Here is a 15,400-nt window from a genome sequence, read left to right as displayed (position 1 = left end):
CGGCACCACGCGCCGACCGGTACCGGTAGCCACCGACAACGAGAGGACCCCCACCGTTGCTGCAGACACGGGACGCCGACGCCCTCACCGCCGGATCCGGGCTCGCCGGGGCACGGATGGCCGACGCCGAGCTCGACCGGCTGCTCGCCGGGGCGCACCACGCCCCGCACGCGGTCCTCGGCGCCCACCGGGCCGAGGACGGCTCCGGCGTCTTCGTACGCGTGCTCCGTCCGCTCGCCGGTGCCGTCGCCGTGCTCACCGACCGCGGCGCCCGGGTCGACCTGGTCCACCAGTCTGCGGGGCTGTTCACCGGCACGCTGCCGGTCGACGAGATCCCGCGCTACCGCCTGCTGGTGACGTACGGGGAGGGCGAGGAGGCGCACGACGACGGCTACCGGTTCCTGCCCACCCTCGGCGAGCTCGACCTGCACCTCATCTCCGAGGGCCGCCACGAGGAGCTGTGGCGTGTCCTCGGCGCACGGGTGCGGACCCTCGACGGCGTCACGGGGACCGCCTTCGCCGTCTGGGCTCCGAACGCCCAAGGGGTGCGCGTCGTCGGTGACTTCAACGGCTGGGACGGTGTGGCCCATCCCATGCGCTCGCTCGGGTCCAGCGGGGTCTGGGAGTTGTTCGTGCCCGCGGTGGGCGCCGGCACCCGGTACAAGTACGAGATCCGCACCCGCGACGGACGGCTGATCCAGAAGGCCGATCCGCTGGCCCGCGCCACCGAGTGCCCGCCGGCCACGGCGTCCGTGGTGCACACCTCCACGTACGAGTGGACGGACGCGGAGTGGATGGCGAGCCGCGGCGGGCAGGACTGCCGGCTCACCCCGATGTCCGTGTACGAGGTCCACCTGCCGTCCTGGCGCCCAGGGCGCACCTACCGGCAGCTCGCCGAGGAACTCCCCGCCTATCTCACCGACATGGGATTCACCCATGTCGAGTTCATGCCCGTGATGGAGCACCCTTTCGGCGGCTCCTGGGGATATCAGGTCTCCGGTTTCTACGCCCCCACCGCGCGGATGGGCGGCCCCGACGATTTTCGGCATCTGGTGAATGCGCTTCACACAGCCGGAATCGGAGTCGTCGCCGACTGGGTCCCCGCGCATTTCCCCCGGGACGACTTCGCCCTCTCCCGTTTCGACGGAGAGCATCTCTACGAACCCTCCGACCCGCGGCGCGCGAATCATCCGGACTGGGGCACCCTCGAATTCGACTACGGCCGCCGCGAGGTCCGTAATTTCCTTGTGGCGAACGCGGTCTACTGGTGTTCCGAGTTCCACATCGACGCGCTGCGGGTGGACGCGGTCGCCTCCATGCTCTACCTCGACTACTCGCGCCCGGAGGGCGGCTGGGCCCCCAACGAGCGCGGGGGCAGGGAGAATCTCGCCGCCGTCGCCTTCCTCCAGGAGCTGACCGACACCGTCCGCCGCCGGGTGCCGGGCGCCCTGACGATCGCCGAGGAGTCCACCGCCTGGCCGGGTGTGACCCGGCCCACTTTCGACGTCGGGCCCGACGGATTCGGCGGACTCGGCTTCGATCTGAAATGGAACCTCGGCTGGATGCACGACACGCTCGGCTATCTGGAACGTGACCCTGTGCACCGGGTCCATCACCAGGACGACATGACCTTCGCAATGGTCTATGCCTATAGCGAGCGGTATCTGCTGCCGCTCTCCCACGACGAAGTCGTGCACGGCAAACGCGCCATGGTGGCCAAGATGCCGGGGGACTGGTGGCAGCAGCGGGCGAATCTGCGGGCCTGTCTGGCATTCATGTGGGCCCACCCCGGAAAGCAACTCCTGTTTATGGGACAAGAGTTCGGGCAGGGCGCCGAGTTCGACCACGACGCGGGCCCGCAGTGGTGGCTGCTGGACGAGGGCTGGCCCGCGCACGACGACCACCGGGGCGTCCGGTCCCTGGTCCGCGACCTGAACCGGGTCTACGCGGCGACCCCCGCCCTGTGGGAGCTGGACACCTCACCGGACGGCTTCGCCTGGATCGACGGGTCCCACGCGGAGGCCAACGTCCTGTCGTTCGTCCGCCGCGACGCGGAGGGGCGCCCGCTGGTGGCCGTCTGCAACTTCTCCCCGGTGGTGCGCACCGGGTACCGCGTCGGGCTGCCGGAGGCCGGCCCGTGGCGGGAGGTCCTCAACACCGACGCCGTCGCGTACGGCGGAACGGGCGTACGCAACGGCGGGGTGATCGGGACGGAGCCGCTGCCCTGGCACGGGCAGGCGCGGAGCGCGGCGCTGACGCTGCCGCCGCTCGGGGTGTGCTGGCTGTCGCCCGCCTCTCCGGAGGGCGATGAGGGGTGACGGGCGGGGATGTCGCGTACCGGCGCGGGACCGTCGCTACCCCCGGTCGTCGGCGAGCGATGCCTGGACGTGCGGGGTGCGGGCCACACCGGCCGCCGAGAGCGCCATGTCATAGGCCTGGAGGGCCTCCTTGACGTCCCCGCCGTGGCGCTGCCACAGATCGCCGATGTAGCGCCAGTTGAGGGTGGTGTCCCGGGACGGCGGGAAGTGCCGCAGGTGCCGGGTCGCCGCCTTCAGGTACTGCAGTGCCCGGTCGGGGTCCTGCCTCAGGAAGTAGATCTCGGCCAGGGTCACCCGGGCGGTCACGGACTGGATCCGGGGCTCGGTGCCGAGCAGCCCCAGCGCACGCTCCGCGTGGGCCACGGCCTCGTCCCAGTGCCCGAGGGCCTTCTCCGCGTCGGCGAGGGAGATCTCGCAGTGGGCGAGCTCGTCCGCGTTGCCGACCTCGGCCAGGGACTGCTGGGCGGATTCGAGGAGTTCCTTCGCCCGGTCGGGGTCGGGCATGCTGCTCTGCATCAGCAGATAGCTGAAGTTCAGCTTGAGCATGGCGACGTGGCGCTGGTTGTCTCCCTCGGCCATCATGGCCAGGGCTCGTTCGACCAGGGCGAGCGCCTCGTTCAGCTTGCCTCTGGAGTTGGCGACGAGCCCCGCGTTCCAGTAGACGGCGCCGCGCGCGGCGTAGGAGCCCTCCGCCTCGGAGGCCGGGATGAGCCGTTCACCGAGGAGGTGCGCCCGGGTCAGGTCGCCCCTCATGTGGTACGACCCCATGAGGGTGGAGCCCAACTGGATGTGGTCCATCGTCACGTCGAGCCCGAGCGAGTCCAGTTCCGCCAGGGCCCGCTCGCCGATCTCGATGCTGACGGTGATGTCACCGGCGTTGCGGTAGCAACGGCACAGGGCGACGGCGATCCGGCACCAGTCGTCCGAGCCGGCGGCGAGGGTGGGGTCGTTGAAGACGTCCTCGAGGATCGGGATGGCGGCTTCCAGGCGGTCCAGCTTCTCGAGCGCGGTGGCCTGGCCGACCAGGGCGCGGCGTGTCGTCGCGGCGTCCAGGGCCGATCGGCGGGCCAGGACCTCGCTGAAGGTCTGCAGGGCTTCACCGTTGGCGCCGTTGCGCAGCGCCATCTCGCCGAACGCCACCTTGAGCTGGGTCTCGCCGAGCTCCTGCCCGTCCCGTCCCGTGCGGAGGTATTCGACGGAGCTTCCGAGCTTGGTGGCGATCGTGGCCAGCACCGCGTCCGACGGGGTGCGCTTCCCGGCCTCGATCAAGGAGATGTAGCTGATCGAGACGTCCTGGGAAGCCAGATCCTGCTGCTTCAGTCCATGCCTCGTGCGGAGCGTCCTTATGCGATCGCCAAGGCCTGTGGGGGCGTGCGCCTCGGTGTAGTCCACCTGGACTCCTTCCGGAGCTGTCACAGTCCAGATTACAAACCTAAGTTACCAGTTTGACCGACGTTTGTCAAAAAGTCAACTCGTTCGACGCGGTGGCACGCGTCAATCAATGTCGCTCTTTGCGCAGCAAAGCTGGAGGTGGTCATTCAAAGTGGATTCGGATATTCCGATTTCAACTAAAGATCATCCTTTACCAAATCAAAACTTGACTCACTGAGTCAGATGAACTTGACTCATGGAGTCAATTCGCCGTGGATTGAAAGGTGAAGTAATGAGAAGGCGTTTCTTTCTGTTCGCCGCTTCTCTGATCTGTGCGCTCGGTGTTTCTTCCAGCGCATTCGCCTCGGCTTCCGAGGGGTCCGCAAACGCAGCGATTATCGGGGCACCCAGTGCGACGGTGAAACCCCTCTGCTGTGTGTGCTGCTGACAGCGGCGCATCGCCCCGTGTAGACATCCTCACCCGCGAATACCCGCCCGAAATATACGGCGGAGCGGGTGTCCACGTCACCGAACTGACCAGGAGCCTGCGCAGGCTCACCGATGTGAGGGTGCGATGCCTGGGAGCCCCCAGGCCGGCACCGGACGTGGAAGCGTATCGACCGCCCGAGGAACTCGCCTACGCCGACGGGGCGCTGAAGTTCCTCGGGGCCGACCTGGCGATGGCGGGTGACTGTGCCGGTACGGGAGTCGTGCACAGCCACACGTGGTACGCCAACATGGCCGGCCATCTCGCGGGACTGCTGCACGGGGTACCGCACGTCGTGACGATGCACAGCCTGGAACCACTACGCCCCTGGAAGGCCGAGCAGTTGGGAGGCGGGTACGCGCTCTCGTGCTGGATGGAGCGCACCGCCGTCGAGTCTGCCGACCAGGTCGTCGCGGTCTCCGCCGCGATGCGGGAGGACATCCTCCGGGTCTACCCGGAGGTGTCGCCGGCGCGGGTCCGGGTGATCCACAACGGCATCGACACAAGGGAGTACAGAGCCGATCACGGCACCGAGGCGCTCCGCCGCTTCGGGATCGCCGAGGACAGGCCGATCGTGCTGTTCGTGGGCAGGGTCACCCGGCAGAAGGGACTGCCGCACCTGCTGCGCGCGGCGTTCGACCTGCCGCCGGACGCCCAGCTCGTGCTGTGCTGCGGCCGGCCGGACACACCCGAGATCGCCGCCGAGGTGGCGGCGCTCGTAGAGGAACTGCGCAGGGAACGGGACGGAGTGATCCGCATCGACGGGATGCTGGACACGACGTCGGTACGACAACTGCTGACCCACGCAACCGTGTTCGTGTGCCCTTCGCTGTACGAACCGATGGGCATCGTGAACCTGGAGGCGATGGCGTGCGGTACGCCCGTGGTGGCGTCCGCGGTCGGCGGGATCCCTGAGGTCGTCGACGACGGGACGACCGGAACGCTGGTCGGGTTCGAGGCACATTCCGATGCCTCGGGCGAGCCACGGGATCCGGAGAAGTTCGCGGCCGGACTGGCCGCGGCGGTCGGGGAACTGCTCGACGATCCCGTACGGGCCGCTGCCTTGGGGACAGCGGGCCGGGCGCGGGCGGTCGAGGAGTTCTCGTGGGACCGCGCAGCCGAGCGGACGATGGACGTCTATCAGGACGTCCTCTCCGCACGGTGAACCAGGGCGCCGGCCAGGCGTCCCGCTCGATGCTTCAGAGCTGCCCCTTCGACGCCGGCCGGTGTCGAAGGGGCGCTTTGCCGTCCGGGTAGGGGAAATGGCAGGCCGCCACGTGCGGGTCGTCGGCGCTCCGGCCGGCCGGCTCGGGCGTCTCCCGCTCGCACAGGGCACGCGCCTCGGGCGCCGCTCCCTGGTACACCGGGCAGCGCGCACGGAACAGACAGCCGGCCGTGCGTTCCCCGGCCCTGGGCGGGTCACCGGGCAGGATGATCCGCTCACGGGCCCGCTCGGCACGCGGGTCGGGCAGCGGGACCGCGGACAACAGGGCCTTGGTGTACGGGTGCCGGGGCCGGGCGAACACCTCGGTGACGCCCCCGGATTCGATGGTCCGGCCTCCGTACATCACCACCAGCCGGTCCGCGATCTGCCGCACCACCGCCAGGTCGTGCGTGACGAAGAGGCAGGCGGGGCCGAGATCCCGCTGGAGCCGGCGCAGCAACTCCAGGATCCCGGCCTGCACGGAGACGTCGAGCGCGGAGACCGGCTCGTCCAGGAGCAGCAGTTCCGGCTCGACGGCCAGGGCGCGGGCGAAGGCGATGCGCTGGCGCTGGCCGCCGGAGAACTCGTGGGGATAGCGTCCGGCGGCGGAGGGGTCGAGGCCGACCTGCCGGAGCAGCTCCGGTGTGCGGGCGGCGGCCCGCGCCTTGTCGGTCCGCTGGGCGAGCAGCGGTTCGGCGATGATGGCGCCCACCGTCATCCGCGGGTCGAGGGCGGCCATGGGGTCCTGAAGGACCAGCTGGACGCGACCGCGCAGCCCCCGTACGTCCGCCCGGCGCAGGTGCGCCATGTCGTGGCCGAGTATCTCGATGCGGCCGGCCTCGGGCGCCGCGAACGCGATGACCTCGGACAGCGTGGTGGACTTGCCGGCGCCCGACTCGCCCACCAGGGCGACGGTCTCCCCGCGCCGGACGTCCAGGTCCGCCCCCTCCACGGCGTGCAGGGCCTCCACGGGGCGGCGGCGCAGGCGGAGGCCGGAACGGCGGGGGAGCGGGTAGCTCTTGGTGAGCCCGGTGATCCGCAGCACCTGGTCCGCCCCCGGCCTCAGTCCGGGGGCCGTCGCCTTCGCCCCGGCGACCGCCGCCTTGGCCGCGCCGGCCCCCGACCCGGACCCGGCGACCGGCCCGCCGGACCGTTCGCCCGGTACCGACGGGGGGAACAGCTCCTGCGCGGTGTGCCTGGCGGTCGTGCCGGTGTGGAAGCAGGCGGCCAGATGGCGGTCCCCGACGCCCGGCACCGTCGCGGCGGTCGCCCCGGACACGCGGGCCAGCGGAGGCTCCGCCTGCTCGCAGTGCGCGTCCGCGATCGGGCACCTCGGTGCGAAGGAACAGCCCGGCGGTGCGGTCCCGGGCGCGGGGGGCGTGCCCGGGACCGGGGTGAGTGTCCCCACGTCGTCCAGCCGGGGGACCGAGCCGATCAGGCCCAGGGTGTACGGCATCCGGGGGCGGGAGAACAGATCGTCCACCGGCGCCGACTCCACGATGCGTCCGGCGTACATGACCGCCACCCGGTCGGCCGCGCCGGCGATCACGCCCAGGTCGTGACTGACCAGGAGCAGTGCGGCGCCGGTCGCCTTGCGGGCCACCGCGAGGGCGTCGAGCACCTGCGCCTGCACGGTGACGTCGAGGGCGCTGGTGGGTTCGTCCGCGACGATGACGTCGGGGCGGTTGGCGACGGCCATCGCGATCATGGCCCGCTGGCGCAGACCGCCGGACAGTTCGTGCGGGTACGCGCGGGCGGCCCGGTCCGGCTCGGGCACGCCCACGCTCTCCAGCAGCCCGACGGCACGGCGCAGTGCCGACTCCCGCGTCGGGCGGGGCCGTTGGTGGATGCGGAGTGCCTCGCCGATCTGGTCCCCGATGCGCCGCACCGGAGTGAAGGCGGTCAGCGGGTCCTGGAACACCATGGCGATCCGACGCCCGCGCTGCTGCGCCAGCTCCCGTACGGGGAGCCCGACGAGTTCGGTGCCGAGCAGCCGGACCGAGCCGCGGACGACGGCACCGGGCGGGGTGAGCCCGAGCAGCGAGAGCGCGGTCATGGACTTGCCCGCCCCCGATTCCCCGACGAGGCCGAGGACCTCGCCGGCGCGCAAGGTGAGGCTCACGCCGCGGACGACCGGAACGGGTGCGGACCGGCGCCCGCCCGGCAACGAGACGTGCAGGTCGCGGACTTCGAGTATCGCGCTCCTCGTCATGCGCGTACCTCCGCGCGAACCGCCACCGGGTCGAGCGCGTCACGCAGCGCCTCGCCCACGAGATTCACGGCGAGGACGAAGCAGAGCAGCAGACCGGTCGGGAAGAAGAACATCCACGGATAGGTGAGGGCCACGTCCGTGCTGTCGGCGATCAGCGTGCCCAGGGAGACGTCCGGCGGCTGCACCCCGAAGCCGAAGTAGGAAAGGCCCGTCTCGCTGATCACCGCGCCCGCCACCGCGATGGTCGCGTGGGTGATCAGGAAGGACGCCATGTGCGGCACGACATGGCGCCGGATGATCAGGAAGGGCCGGACGCCCATGTGCCGTGCGGCGACGACGTAGGGGCGTTCCTTCAGCGAGAGCGTCATGGCGCGCACGGCCCGCGCCGTGAGCATCCAGCCCAGCGCGGCGAGCAGCCCCACGAAGGCCATCCAGCCCGCGTCGCGCAGCGACGGCGCCACGACGACCAGGACCAGGAAACCGGGTATCACCAGGAGCAGGTCGACCAGGAACATCAGCAGGCGGTCCGTCCAGCCGCCGAAGTACCCCGCGCAGGTGCCGACGGCCGCGGCCAGCCCCGTACTGAACAGGGCGACGAACAGCCCGATGAGCAGGGACTTCTGCAGACCGCGGACCGTCTGTGCGAAGACGTCCTGGCCGATCCGGCTGGTGCCGAACCAGTGCCGGGTGCTCGGTGCGGACCGCAGCGCGGTGTAGTCCACGTCGGTGTGGCTCCAGGAGGTGAGGTGGGGACCCACGAAGGCGAGCAGGAAGAGGGCGACGATCAGCACCGCGCCGGCGACGGCACGCGGTGAGCGGGCCAGGCCGCGCAGTCCCGGCGTCACCCGCGCCGCACCCTCGGGTCGAGCACGACGAGCAGGACGTCGGCGACGAGGCCCGCCAGCAGGACCGTCACGGACGCGAACAGATTGACCGCGACGACCGAGTTGACGTCGCCCTTCTGCGCCGCGTCCATGAACCAGCTGCCCATGCCGGGCCAGCCGAAGATCTGCTCGGCGAAGACCGAACCGGTGAACAGGGTGAGGAACCCGAAGGAGAAGAAGGTGGTCATCGGGATGAGCGAGGTCCGCAGCCCGTGCCGCAGCAGGGCCCTGCCGGGGGTGAGTCCCTTGGCCTGGGCCGTGCGCAGGTGGTCGGAGCCCAGCACGTCCAGGGTGGCCCCGCGCTGGTAGCGGCTGTAGGACGCGATCGAGCCGAGTGCGACCGTGGCCGCCGGCAGTACCAAGTGGCCTGCTCTGTCCTGGAGATGGGAGAGCAGGCCGCCGGAGCGGCCCGGAGTGCTCTCGCCCGTGTAGCGGATGACCGTGTGGCCCACGGCCTGGTTCAGCTGCAGCGCTCCGTCCTTGAGCAGCAGGGCCAGTACGAAGGTGGGCACCGAGAGCACGAGGAAGGAGAAGACCGTCAGCATCCGGTCCGGCAGCCGACCTCTGCGCACCGCGGCCCACACCCCCGCCAGGACGCCGAGCCCGGTGCCGACGAGCGTGCCGATGAGCAGCAGCCGCACCGAGACGCCCACCCGGCGGCCGAACTCGTCGTTGACCGAGGCGCCGTCGATGGTGCGTCCGAGGTCGCCGTGCAGCGCGTGCCAGGACCAGTGCGCGAACCGGTGCAGGACCGGCTCTCGTTCGTCGAGCCCCAAAGAGGCGAGTTCGCGGTCGACGGAGGCCGCGGGAGGCGGCGGTTGGCGGTCCGCGAAGTACGCCCGCGGTTCGAGTGCGGCGGAACTGACGAGGTACGACAGAAGGGTCGAGACCACGAGCAGGATGGCGCTGTGGATGAGACGCTGGGACAGGCGGCCGACCATGCGACTCCTCATGGTCAGTGGGGGTCATGGGCTTCACCGGTGTGACACTCGGCAATGCTATGGTCTCCGCGCGTAAATCGTAGATCAGTTCGCCCAGTTCACCTCAATGTCAGTGAAGGAGCTGGTGTGGGGCGTTTGCGTCGGGTGTGGCTCGGGTTCGGTCTGGCGATGACGGTCCTGCTGGCGGGATGTACCTCCTCCGGAGGCGCGCATCCCGACGGAGGAACCCCGTCGAAGCCGGTCGAGTTCGGCACACAGGACATCAACGCCCGTCCCGCGAGCGAGCTGCGCAAGGGCGGCACCTTCACGCTGGCGACTCCGCAGTGGGCCACGCAGTACAACTACAACCAGACCGACGGCGCCGTCGACCAGGTCGCGCAGATCGACAGCCTGGTGGAACCCGTCCTCTTCCACCTCGACGCGAAGGGCGTCCCGCACGCCAACCCGGACTACCTCGCTTCGGCGACCCTCACCTCCAGCTCACCGCAGACCGTGACCTACCGGCTGAACCCCAAGGCCCGCTGGTCCGACGGGAGGCCGCTGTCCGCGACGGACTTCGAGGCCCAGTGGCGGGCCCTCGGCACCGGCGACGAGCGGTACAACATCGCCGATCCCTCCGGGTACGACCGGATCGAGGAGGTGCGGCAGGGAGCCGGGCCGCACGAGGTGAAGGTGGTCTTCCGCACCCCGTACGCCGACTGGCAGCGCCTGTTCACACCGCTCTTCCCGGCCGCCGCCATCGGCACCCCGGAGCAGTTCAACAAGGGCTGGGTCAACCGGATCCCGGTCACCGCGGGCCCCTTCAGGATCGCGTCGATCGACCGCACGGAGCAGACCGTCACCGCGGTGCCCGATCCGCACTGGTGGGGTACGCCACCGCGGCTCGACAAGGTCATCTTCCGTACGCTGCTGCCCGCCGCCGCCCAGCAGGCCTACCTCAACGGAGAGATCGACGCGGTCAACGCGGCGACCACGGAGGACTACGGGAAGCTCAAGGGCGCCAAGAACAGCGACATCAGGATCGGTTCGGCCTGGGACGAGGTCCATGTGTCCCTCAACGGCGCCGGCGGTCCGCTGTCCGACATCGACGTCCGGCACGCGGTCCAGCGGGCCGTGAACCGGCAGGCTCTCGCGGACGTCGCCGCCGAAGGACTGCCCGTCGGAGTCCCGCTCCTCGGCAACCACATCTTCATGACCAACCAGCCCGGCTACGTCGACCACTCCGCACCGTGGGGCAAGTACGACCTGGCGGAGGCCGGGCGGATCCTGGACCGGGCGGGCTGGAAGAACCGGGGCGAGGGCCGGCCACGGGTCAAGGACGGCAAGGAACTGCGGCTGCGGTTCGTGCTGAGCAACGCGACCAACCGCCTCGGCCTCGACCTCGCCCAGCTGGTCCAGCAGATGCTCGCCCAAGTGGGCATCATGGTGGACATCACGAAGGTGCCGGCCAACGACTACGGGCCCAAATACCTGTTCACCGGCAACTTCGACATGGTGATCTTCCGCTTCACCGGGCTCGTCTACCCCAGCTCCACCGTGTCGATCTACCAGCAGCCCAAGGGCGACCAGGCCTACCTGAACTACGGGCGGGTCTCCGACGCGAAGCTGGACCACCTGCTCAAGCAGGCCGCCGGCACCCTCGACCGGACCCGCGCCACTCAGCTCTACAACCAGGCGGACGCCGAGATATGGCGGCTCGGCCACGACGTCGAGCTCTACCAGCGCCCCCAGGTGATGGCCGTGCGCAAGGGCCTCGCCAACTTCGGCGTCCCGGGACTCGGCGACATCGACTTCGCCGAGGTCGGCTGGGTGAAGGGCGCCCCCGGCGGCTGAGGAACCACCGCCGAGGGCACCCCCTCAGGTCGTCACCGGGAGCCGTCCGTGTCGTCCGGCAGGGACACGAGGAGAACCACACTGCGGCCGTTCGCGTGCAGGGAGTGGCCGTCGACCGGCTCCTCCCGGCCCTCCGCGAGGACGTCGTGCGGTCCTCGGCAGGCCGTGTCGAGGACGCGGTGCCACCGGTGGCCGCGTATCCGGGGCAGCTCGAAGTCCAGCCCCAGGTGGTACATGTTCAGGATCATATGCAGGTCGGGATCGCCCTCGAACCCGCCGAGCGTGCAGGCCAGCACCCGGGCGTTGGTGTCCTCCCAGCCGGGCTGCTCCAGCCGGGTTCCGTGCCAGGTGACGTCGGGCAGCCGCCGCGCGTTGAGGTGCCCGTTGAAGAACCGGGCCTCGCGGAAGGTGCGGTAGCGCCGGCGCAGCTCGATGATCCGGCGGGTGAAGTCCTTGGTCTCCTGCTCCTTCTCGGCCTGGTCCCAGTCCAGCCAGGACGTCGCGTTGTCCTGGCAGTAGGCGTTGTTGTTGCCGCCCTGGCTGTTGCGGAACTCGTCGCCGGCCAGCAGCATCGGCACACCGCGGCTCAGCATCAGCACGGACAGCAGGTTCTTGATCTGCCGTACCCGCAGCCGCTCGACGTCGTGCTCCTCGCTGGGGCCCTCGACCCCGCAGTTCCAGCTGAAGTTCTCGTTCGCGCCGTCGGCCTCGGCCTCTCCGTTGGCGTAGTTGTGCTTGTGGTCGTACGACACCAGGTCGTTGAGGGTGAAGCCGTCGTGGCAGGTGATGAAGTTGATGCTGTTGGTGGGCAGTTCGTTCTGCGGGCCGAAGAGGTCCTCCGAGCCGCCGAGCCGCTTGGCCACCTCTCCGACGAGTCCGGCGTCGCCGCGGACGAAGCGGCGCACGTCGTCGCGGAACGGCCCGTTCCACTGGGACCAGCGCTTTCCGGGGAACCGGCCCACCTGATAGAGCCCGCCGCCGTCCCAGGGCTCCGCGATGATCTTCGTCTCGGCGAGCACCTTCGACAGCTCGATCGCCCACAGCACGGGCGGCACGGCCATCTCGTAGCCCTTGTCGCCGCGGGACAGTTCCGAGGCCAGGTCGAAGCGGAAGCCGTCGACGTGATGCTCGGTGACCCAGTACTCCAGGGACTCGACGATGAACTTGGAGACGAAGGGATGGTTGGCGTTGACAGCGTTGCCGCAGCCCGTGAAGTCCATGTAGTGGCTGCGGTCCTGCGGCCACAGGTGGTAGTACGCCTCGTTGGCCTGGCCGCGGAAACTGATGGTCGGGCCGAACTCGTTGCCCTCGCTGGTGTGGTTGAAGACGACGTCGAGGATGACCTCGATGCCCGCCTTGTGGAAGGCCTTCACCATGTCCCTGAACTCGCTGATGTGCGTGTTCAGATGGGGTGAGGTGCAGTAGCCGGTGTGTGGCGCGAAGAAGCCGTAGGGGTCGTAGCCCCAGTAGTTGGGCAGCCGCTCGCCGTCCGGGCCGACGCGCAGCACCTGCGTCTCGTCGAAGTCGAAGACGGGCAGCAACTCGACGGCGGTGATCCCCAGTTCCTTCAGGTACGGAATCTTCTCGATCACCGCGGAGAAGGTGCCGGGGCTCGCCGCGCGCGAGGTCGACGACGCGGTCAGACCGCGCACGTGCATCTCGTACAGGACGGTCTCCGCCATCGGGAGCCGCAGCGGCCGGTCGCCCTCCCAGTCGTAGTCGTCGAGGTCGACGACCAGACTGCGCATGGAGTGCGCGACATTGTCCTCCAGGCCGATGGCGGCGGTGCGGTCCCAGCGGCTGTTGATGTTGGCCCGGGCGTACGGGTCCAGCAGCACCTTGCGGTGGTCGAACCGCGTACCCGACCTGCTCGTGTCGTGGGGGCCGTCCATGCGGTACGCGTAGACCTGCCCCGCGCCGATGCCGCCGACGTGGCAGTGCCAGAAGTGGAAGCTGCGGTGGGTCTCCGCGTGGAGCTGTACGGTGCGGGAGGGTTCGGGGTCGTCGCAGTGGTCGAAGAGCAGCAGGTCGACACGTGTCGCGTGCTCCGAGAAGACGGAGAAGTTGACGCCGTCCGCGTCCACGGTGCTGCCCAGCGGCTGCGGACGTCCTGCTGTGATGTCCGGCGCCTCGGTCATGATCTCTCCCCGGTCTCATGACAGGGATGTCGAGTCACCCCTGGTCATCTGCCTCGCTGATGTGCGGATGGTCGGTCGCGCTGGTCGCGTGACGCCCGGGGTGAACCGGGCCGGTCGGAACCCTCAGACGGTGGGGCGGTACACGGCTTCGACGCAGGCCTCGGCGAGGTCCTGCTCGGTGAGCCGGCCGGGCCGCACCACCGTGCAGGGCAGCCCCGACGCGCGCACCGCGGCCTCGTCCGCGCGGCTGAGCAGGACGAACCGCGGCTTCCCGGGGACGGCCCCGCTCCGCAGCACGTCCAGCGTGTTGACGACCCCGGCCTCCATGGAGTCCCCCGGGGCGTCGGGGCCCGGCTCCACGGCGTAGACGACGGCCCCGCAGCCGTGCAGCGGGGTGCGCAGGGTCTCGGGCCGCCGCAGGTCGGCCAGGAAGTACTGGGCCAGCGGCGGCAGATGACGGTGGGCGCGCAGGGTGCTGCGGCCGATGACGCGGATGGTCTCACCCCGCGCCATCAGCTCGCGTGTGACGAGCCGGGCCACGCTGCCGGCGCCGCCGATGACGGCGATGGGACTCTTCACGGGACTCTCCTGAGCGGGCTTCATATCCACTGCAACACGTCGTCCGAGCTGGTGAGCTGGGTGCCGGCGGGCACCCCCGACAGGGCGGGGACGCGCAGCCGCGGATAGACACTGACCCCGGAGAGCCGGGTGCCCGGCCACAGGTGCGCGCCGTCCCCGACCGCGGTGTGCTGTTCCAGCCGGACCGGAGCACGGCGGTCCGACTGCACCTGGACCATCGGGCCGACGTACGAGTCGCTGATGTGCGCGTGCGGGCCGATGACGGCTCCGTCGCCGATCACGGTCCGGTCCAGCCGTACGCCTTCGGCGACGTCGACACCGTCGCCGATGTCCGTGTACCGGAGGTGGACGCCGGTGCCGATCTCGGCGTGCCGTCCGATACGCACCCCGGGGCCGAGGACGACGCTGCCCTCGGCGATCTTCTGGGCGAGGGTCGTGCCGCTCACGCTGTCCTTGGTGCGCAGGCTCGTCTCGTGGATCCAGTAGCGCGGCTTCTCGCTGAGCGGGGCGCCGAGCGCGCGGTTCATGTACGGGTAGAGGCCGTTGAGGGCCTCGCCGAGCGTGCCGAGGTAGTCGCCGATGCTGCCCAGGTCGCCCAGGCGCGCGATGGGTTCGACCGCCACCGGCTGATCGTGACCCACCAGCCAGGGCAGCAGGTCGTGCCCCCAGTCCAGACGCTGCTGGGCGAGCCGGATCAGCTCGGGGGTGCGCGCGGCGAGCCGCAGCCGGGCGCAGTCGATCAGGTACATCCCGGCGTTGGTGGGCAGCGTGGACGACGCCCACGGAAGTCCGGTGCTGGCGAACTCCTCGTGGATACGGCCCAGTCGGGGCTTCTCCAGGAACCCCGAGACGAGGCCGTCGCGGGTGGTCCGCATGACGCCGTACTTCCCCGCGATCTCCTCCGGGGTGCGGGGGACGGCCGCCACGGTGACCACCGCGTCGGTCGCCTCGTGGGTGGCCCGCAGGTCGTCGAGCGAGTAGTCGAACAGCGAGTCAACGGGCATGACAAGCGCGGAGCCGGTCAGGTTCCATTGCTCCAGATTGTGCAGCGTGGCCGCCCCGGAGCCCACGTTGTACTGGTCGAAGCGGGCCCGCGAGTAGTCGATCTCCACGCCGTAGCGCTCGCCGTGGCCGAGGACGAGCTTGATCTGACTGCGGTTCTCCGCTCCCTGCGCCACCACGTAGAAGCAACGGATGCCCTGGTCACGGCAGGACTCGACGATCCACTCGATGAGCGGTCTGCCGGCGAACGGGATGAGTGCCTTGCTGCGGATGTAGTCGGCGGACTGCAGGGTGATGGGCTTCGCCCTCTCCCCCCGGCCGCCGGCCAGGATGATGCCGACTGTGCTGTCGTCCCCCATCGCTGTCCTGTCTCCTCGACCGACTTCCCGATGCAGCAATTTCAACAGTCGCAGTCATCCTCAGTCAAGTTT

10 protein-coding genes are annotated in these 15,400 nt (G+C 70.0%); 3 read left to right on the top strand and 7 right to left on the bottom strand.

The genetic code is table 11. The features are described 5' to 3' along the window. The first annotated feature begins 56 nt into the window (after nt 1-56). Nucleotides 57-2,318, top strand: coding sequence for a 1,4-alpha-glucan branching protein GlgB (gene glgB, locus ABEB03_RS19615; RefSeq protein WP_425589266.1), 2,262 nt, complete (start codon nt 57-59; stop codon nt 2,316-2,318). A 36-nt stretch (nt 2,319-2,354) separates the two neighbouring features. On the opposite strand, the gene ABEB03_RS19610 is transcribed toward glgB, so the two are convergent. Beyond that, nucleotides 2,355-3,710, bottom strand: a complete 1,356-nt coding sequence (locus ABEB03_RS19610) for a helix-turn-helix domain-containing protein (protein ID WP_345650467.1) — start codon at nt 3,708-3,710, stop codon at nt 2,355-2,357. Between the two features lie 413 nt (nt 3,711-4,123). Between ABEB03_RS19610 and glgA the strand changes: the two genes are divergently transcribed. Next, entirely contained in the window at nt 4,124-5,341 is a 1,218-nt protein-coding gene (glgA, locus tag ABEB03_RS19605) for a glycogen synthase (RefSeq protein WP_345650465.1), read from the top strand. Nucleotides 5,342-5,375: 34 nt separating this feature from the next. Here glgA and ABEB03_RS19600 read toward each other — a convergent pair whose 3' ends face one another. Genes ABEB03_RS19600 through ABEB03_RS19590 form a run of 3 tightly spaced genes read right to left on the bottom strand, consistent with a single transcriptional unit; the run spans nt 5,376 to nt 9,417 of the window. Beyond that, entirely contained in the window at nt 5,376-7,592 is a 2,217-nt protein-coding gene (locus ABEB03_RS19600) for an ABC transporter ATP-binding protein (protein ID WP_345650462.1), read from the bottom strand. Beyond that, on the bottom strand, nt 7,589-8,437 hold the full coding sequence (locus ABEB03_RS19595; RefSeq protein WP_345650459.1) for an ABC transporter permease: 849 nt from the start codon (nt 8,435-8,437) through the stop codon (nt 7,589-7,591). The genes ABEB03_RS19600 and ABEB03_RS19595 overlap by 4 nt, the downstream gene beginning before the upstream one ends. Continuing rightward, entirely contained in the window at nt 8,434-9,417 is a 984-nt protein-coding gene (locus ABEB03_RS19590; protein WP_345650456.1) for an ABC transporter permease, read from the bottom strand. The genes ABEB03_RS19595 and ABEB03_RS19590 overlap by 4 nt, the downstream gene beginning before the upstream one ends. 126 nt (nt 9,418-9,543) lie before the next feature. Between ABEB03_RS19590 and ABEB03_RS19585 the strand changes: the two genes are divergently transcribed. Beyond that, nucleotides 9,544-11,250 carry an ABC transporter family substrate-binding protein gene (locus ABEB03_RS19585; protein WP_345650454.1) on the top strand — a complete coding sequence of 569 codons (1,707 nt, stop codon included), beginning with the start codon at nt 9,544-9,546 and terminating at the stop codon, nt 11,248-11,250. 32 nt (nt 11,251-11,282) lie between these two features. On the opposite strand, the gene glgX is transcribed toward ABEB03_RS19585, so the two are convergent. The 3 genes from glgX to ABEB03_RS19570 all read right to left on the bottom strand — a co-directional run bounded on the left by glgX (nt 11,283) and on the right by ABEB03_RS19570 (nt 15,328). Then, nucleotides 11,283-13,388 (bottom strand): glycogen debranching protein GlgX, encoded by a 2,106-nt coding sequence (gene glgX / locus ABEB03_RS19580; protein WP_345650452.1) that lies wholly within the window; start codon nt 13,386-13,388, stop codon nt 11,283-11,285. A 123-nt stretch (nt 13,389-13,511) separates the two neighbouring features. Then, nucleotides 13,512-13,967 carry an NAD(P)H-binding protein gene (locus ABEB03_RS19575; RefSeq protein ID WP_345650449.1) on the bottom strand — a complete coding sequence of 152 codons (456 nt, stop codon included), beginning with the start codon at nt 13,965-13,967 and terminating at the stop codon, nt 13,512-13,514. Between the two features lie 20 nt (nt 13,968-13,987). After that, on the bottom strand, nt 13,988-15,328 hold the full coding sequence (locus tag ABEB03_RS19570; protein WP_345650446.1) for an NDP-sugar synthase: 1,341 nt from the start codon (nt 15,326-15,328) through the stop codon (nt 13,988-13,990). Nucleotides 15,329-15,400: the final 72 nt, after the last annotated feature.

This window comes from Streptomyces siamensis (assembly GCF_039543605.1).
In the GTDB taxonomy this organism is placed as follows: domain Bacteria; phylum Actinomycetota; class Actinomycetes; order Streptomycetales; family Streptomycetaceae; genus Streptomyces; species Streptomyces siamensis.
This window is presented reverse-complemented; position numbering and strand designations above follow the sequence as displayed.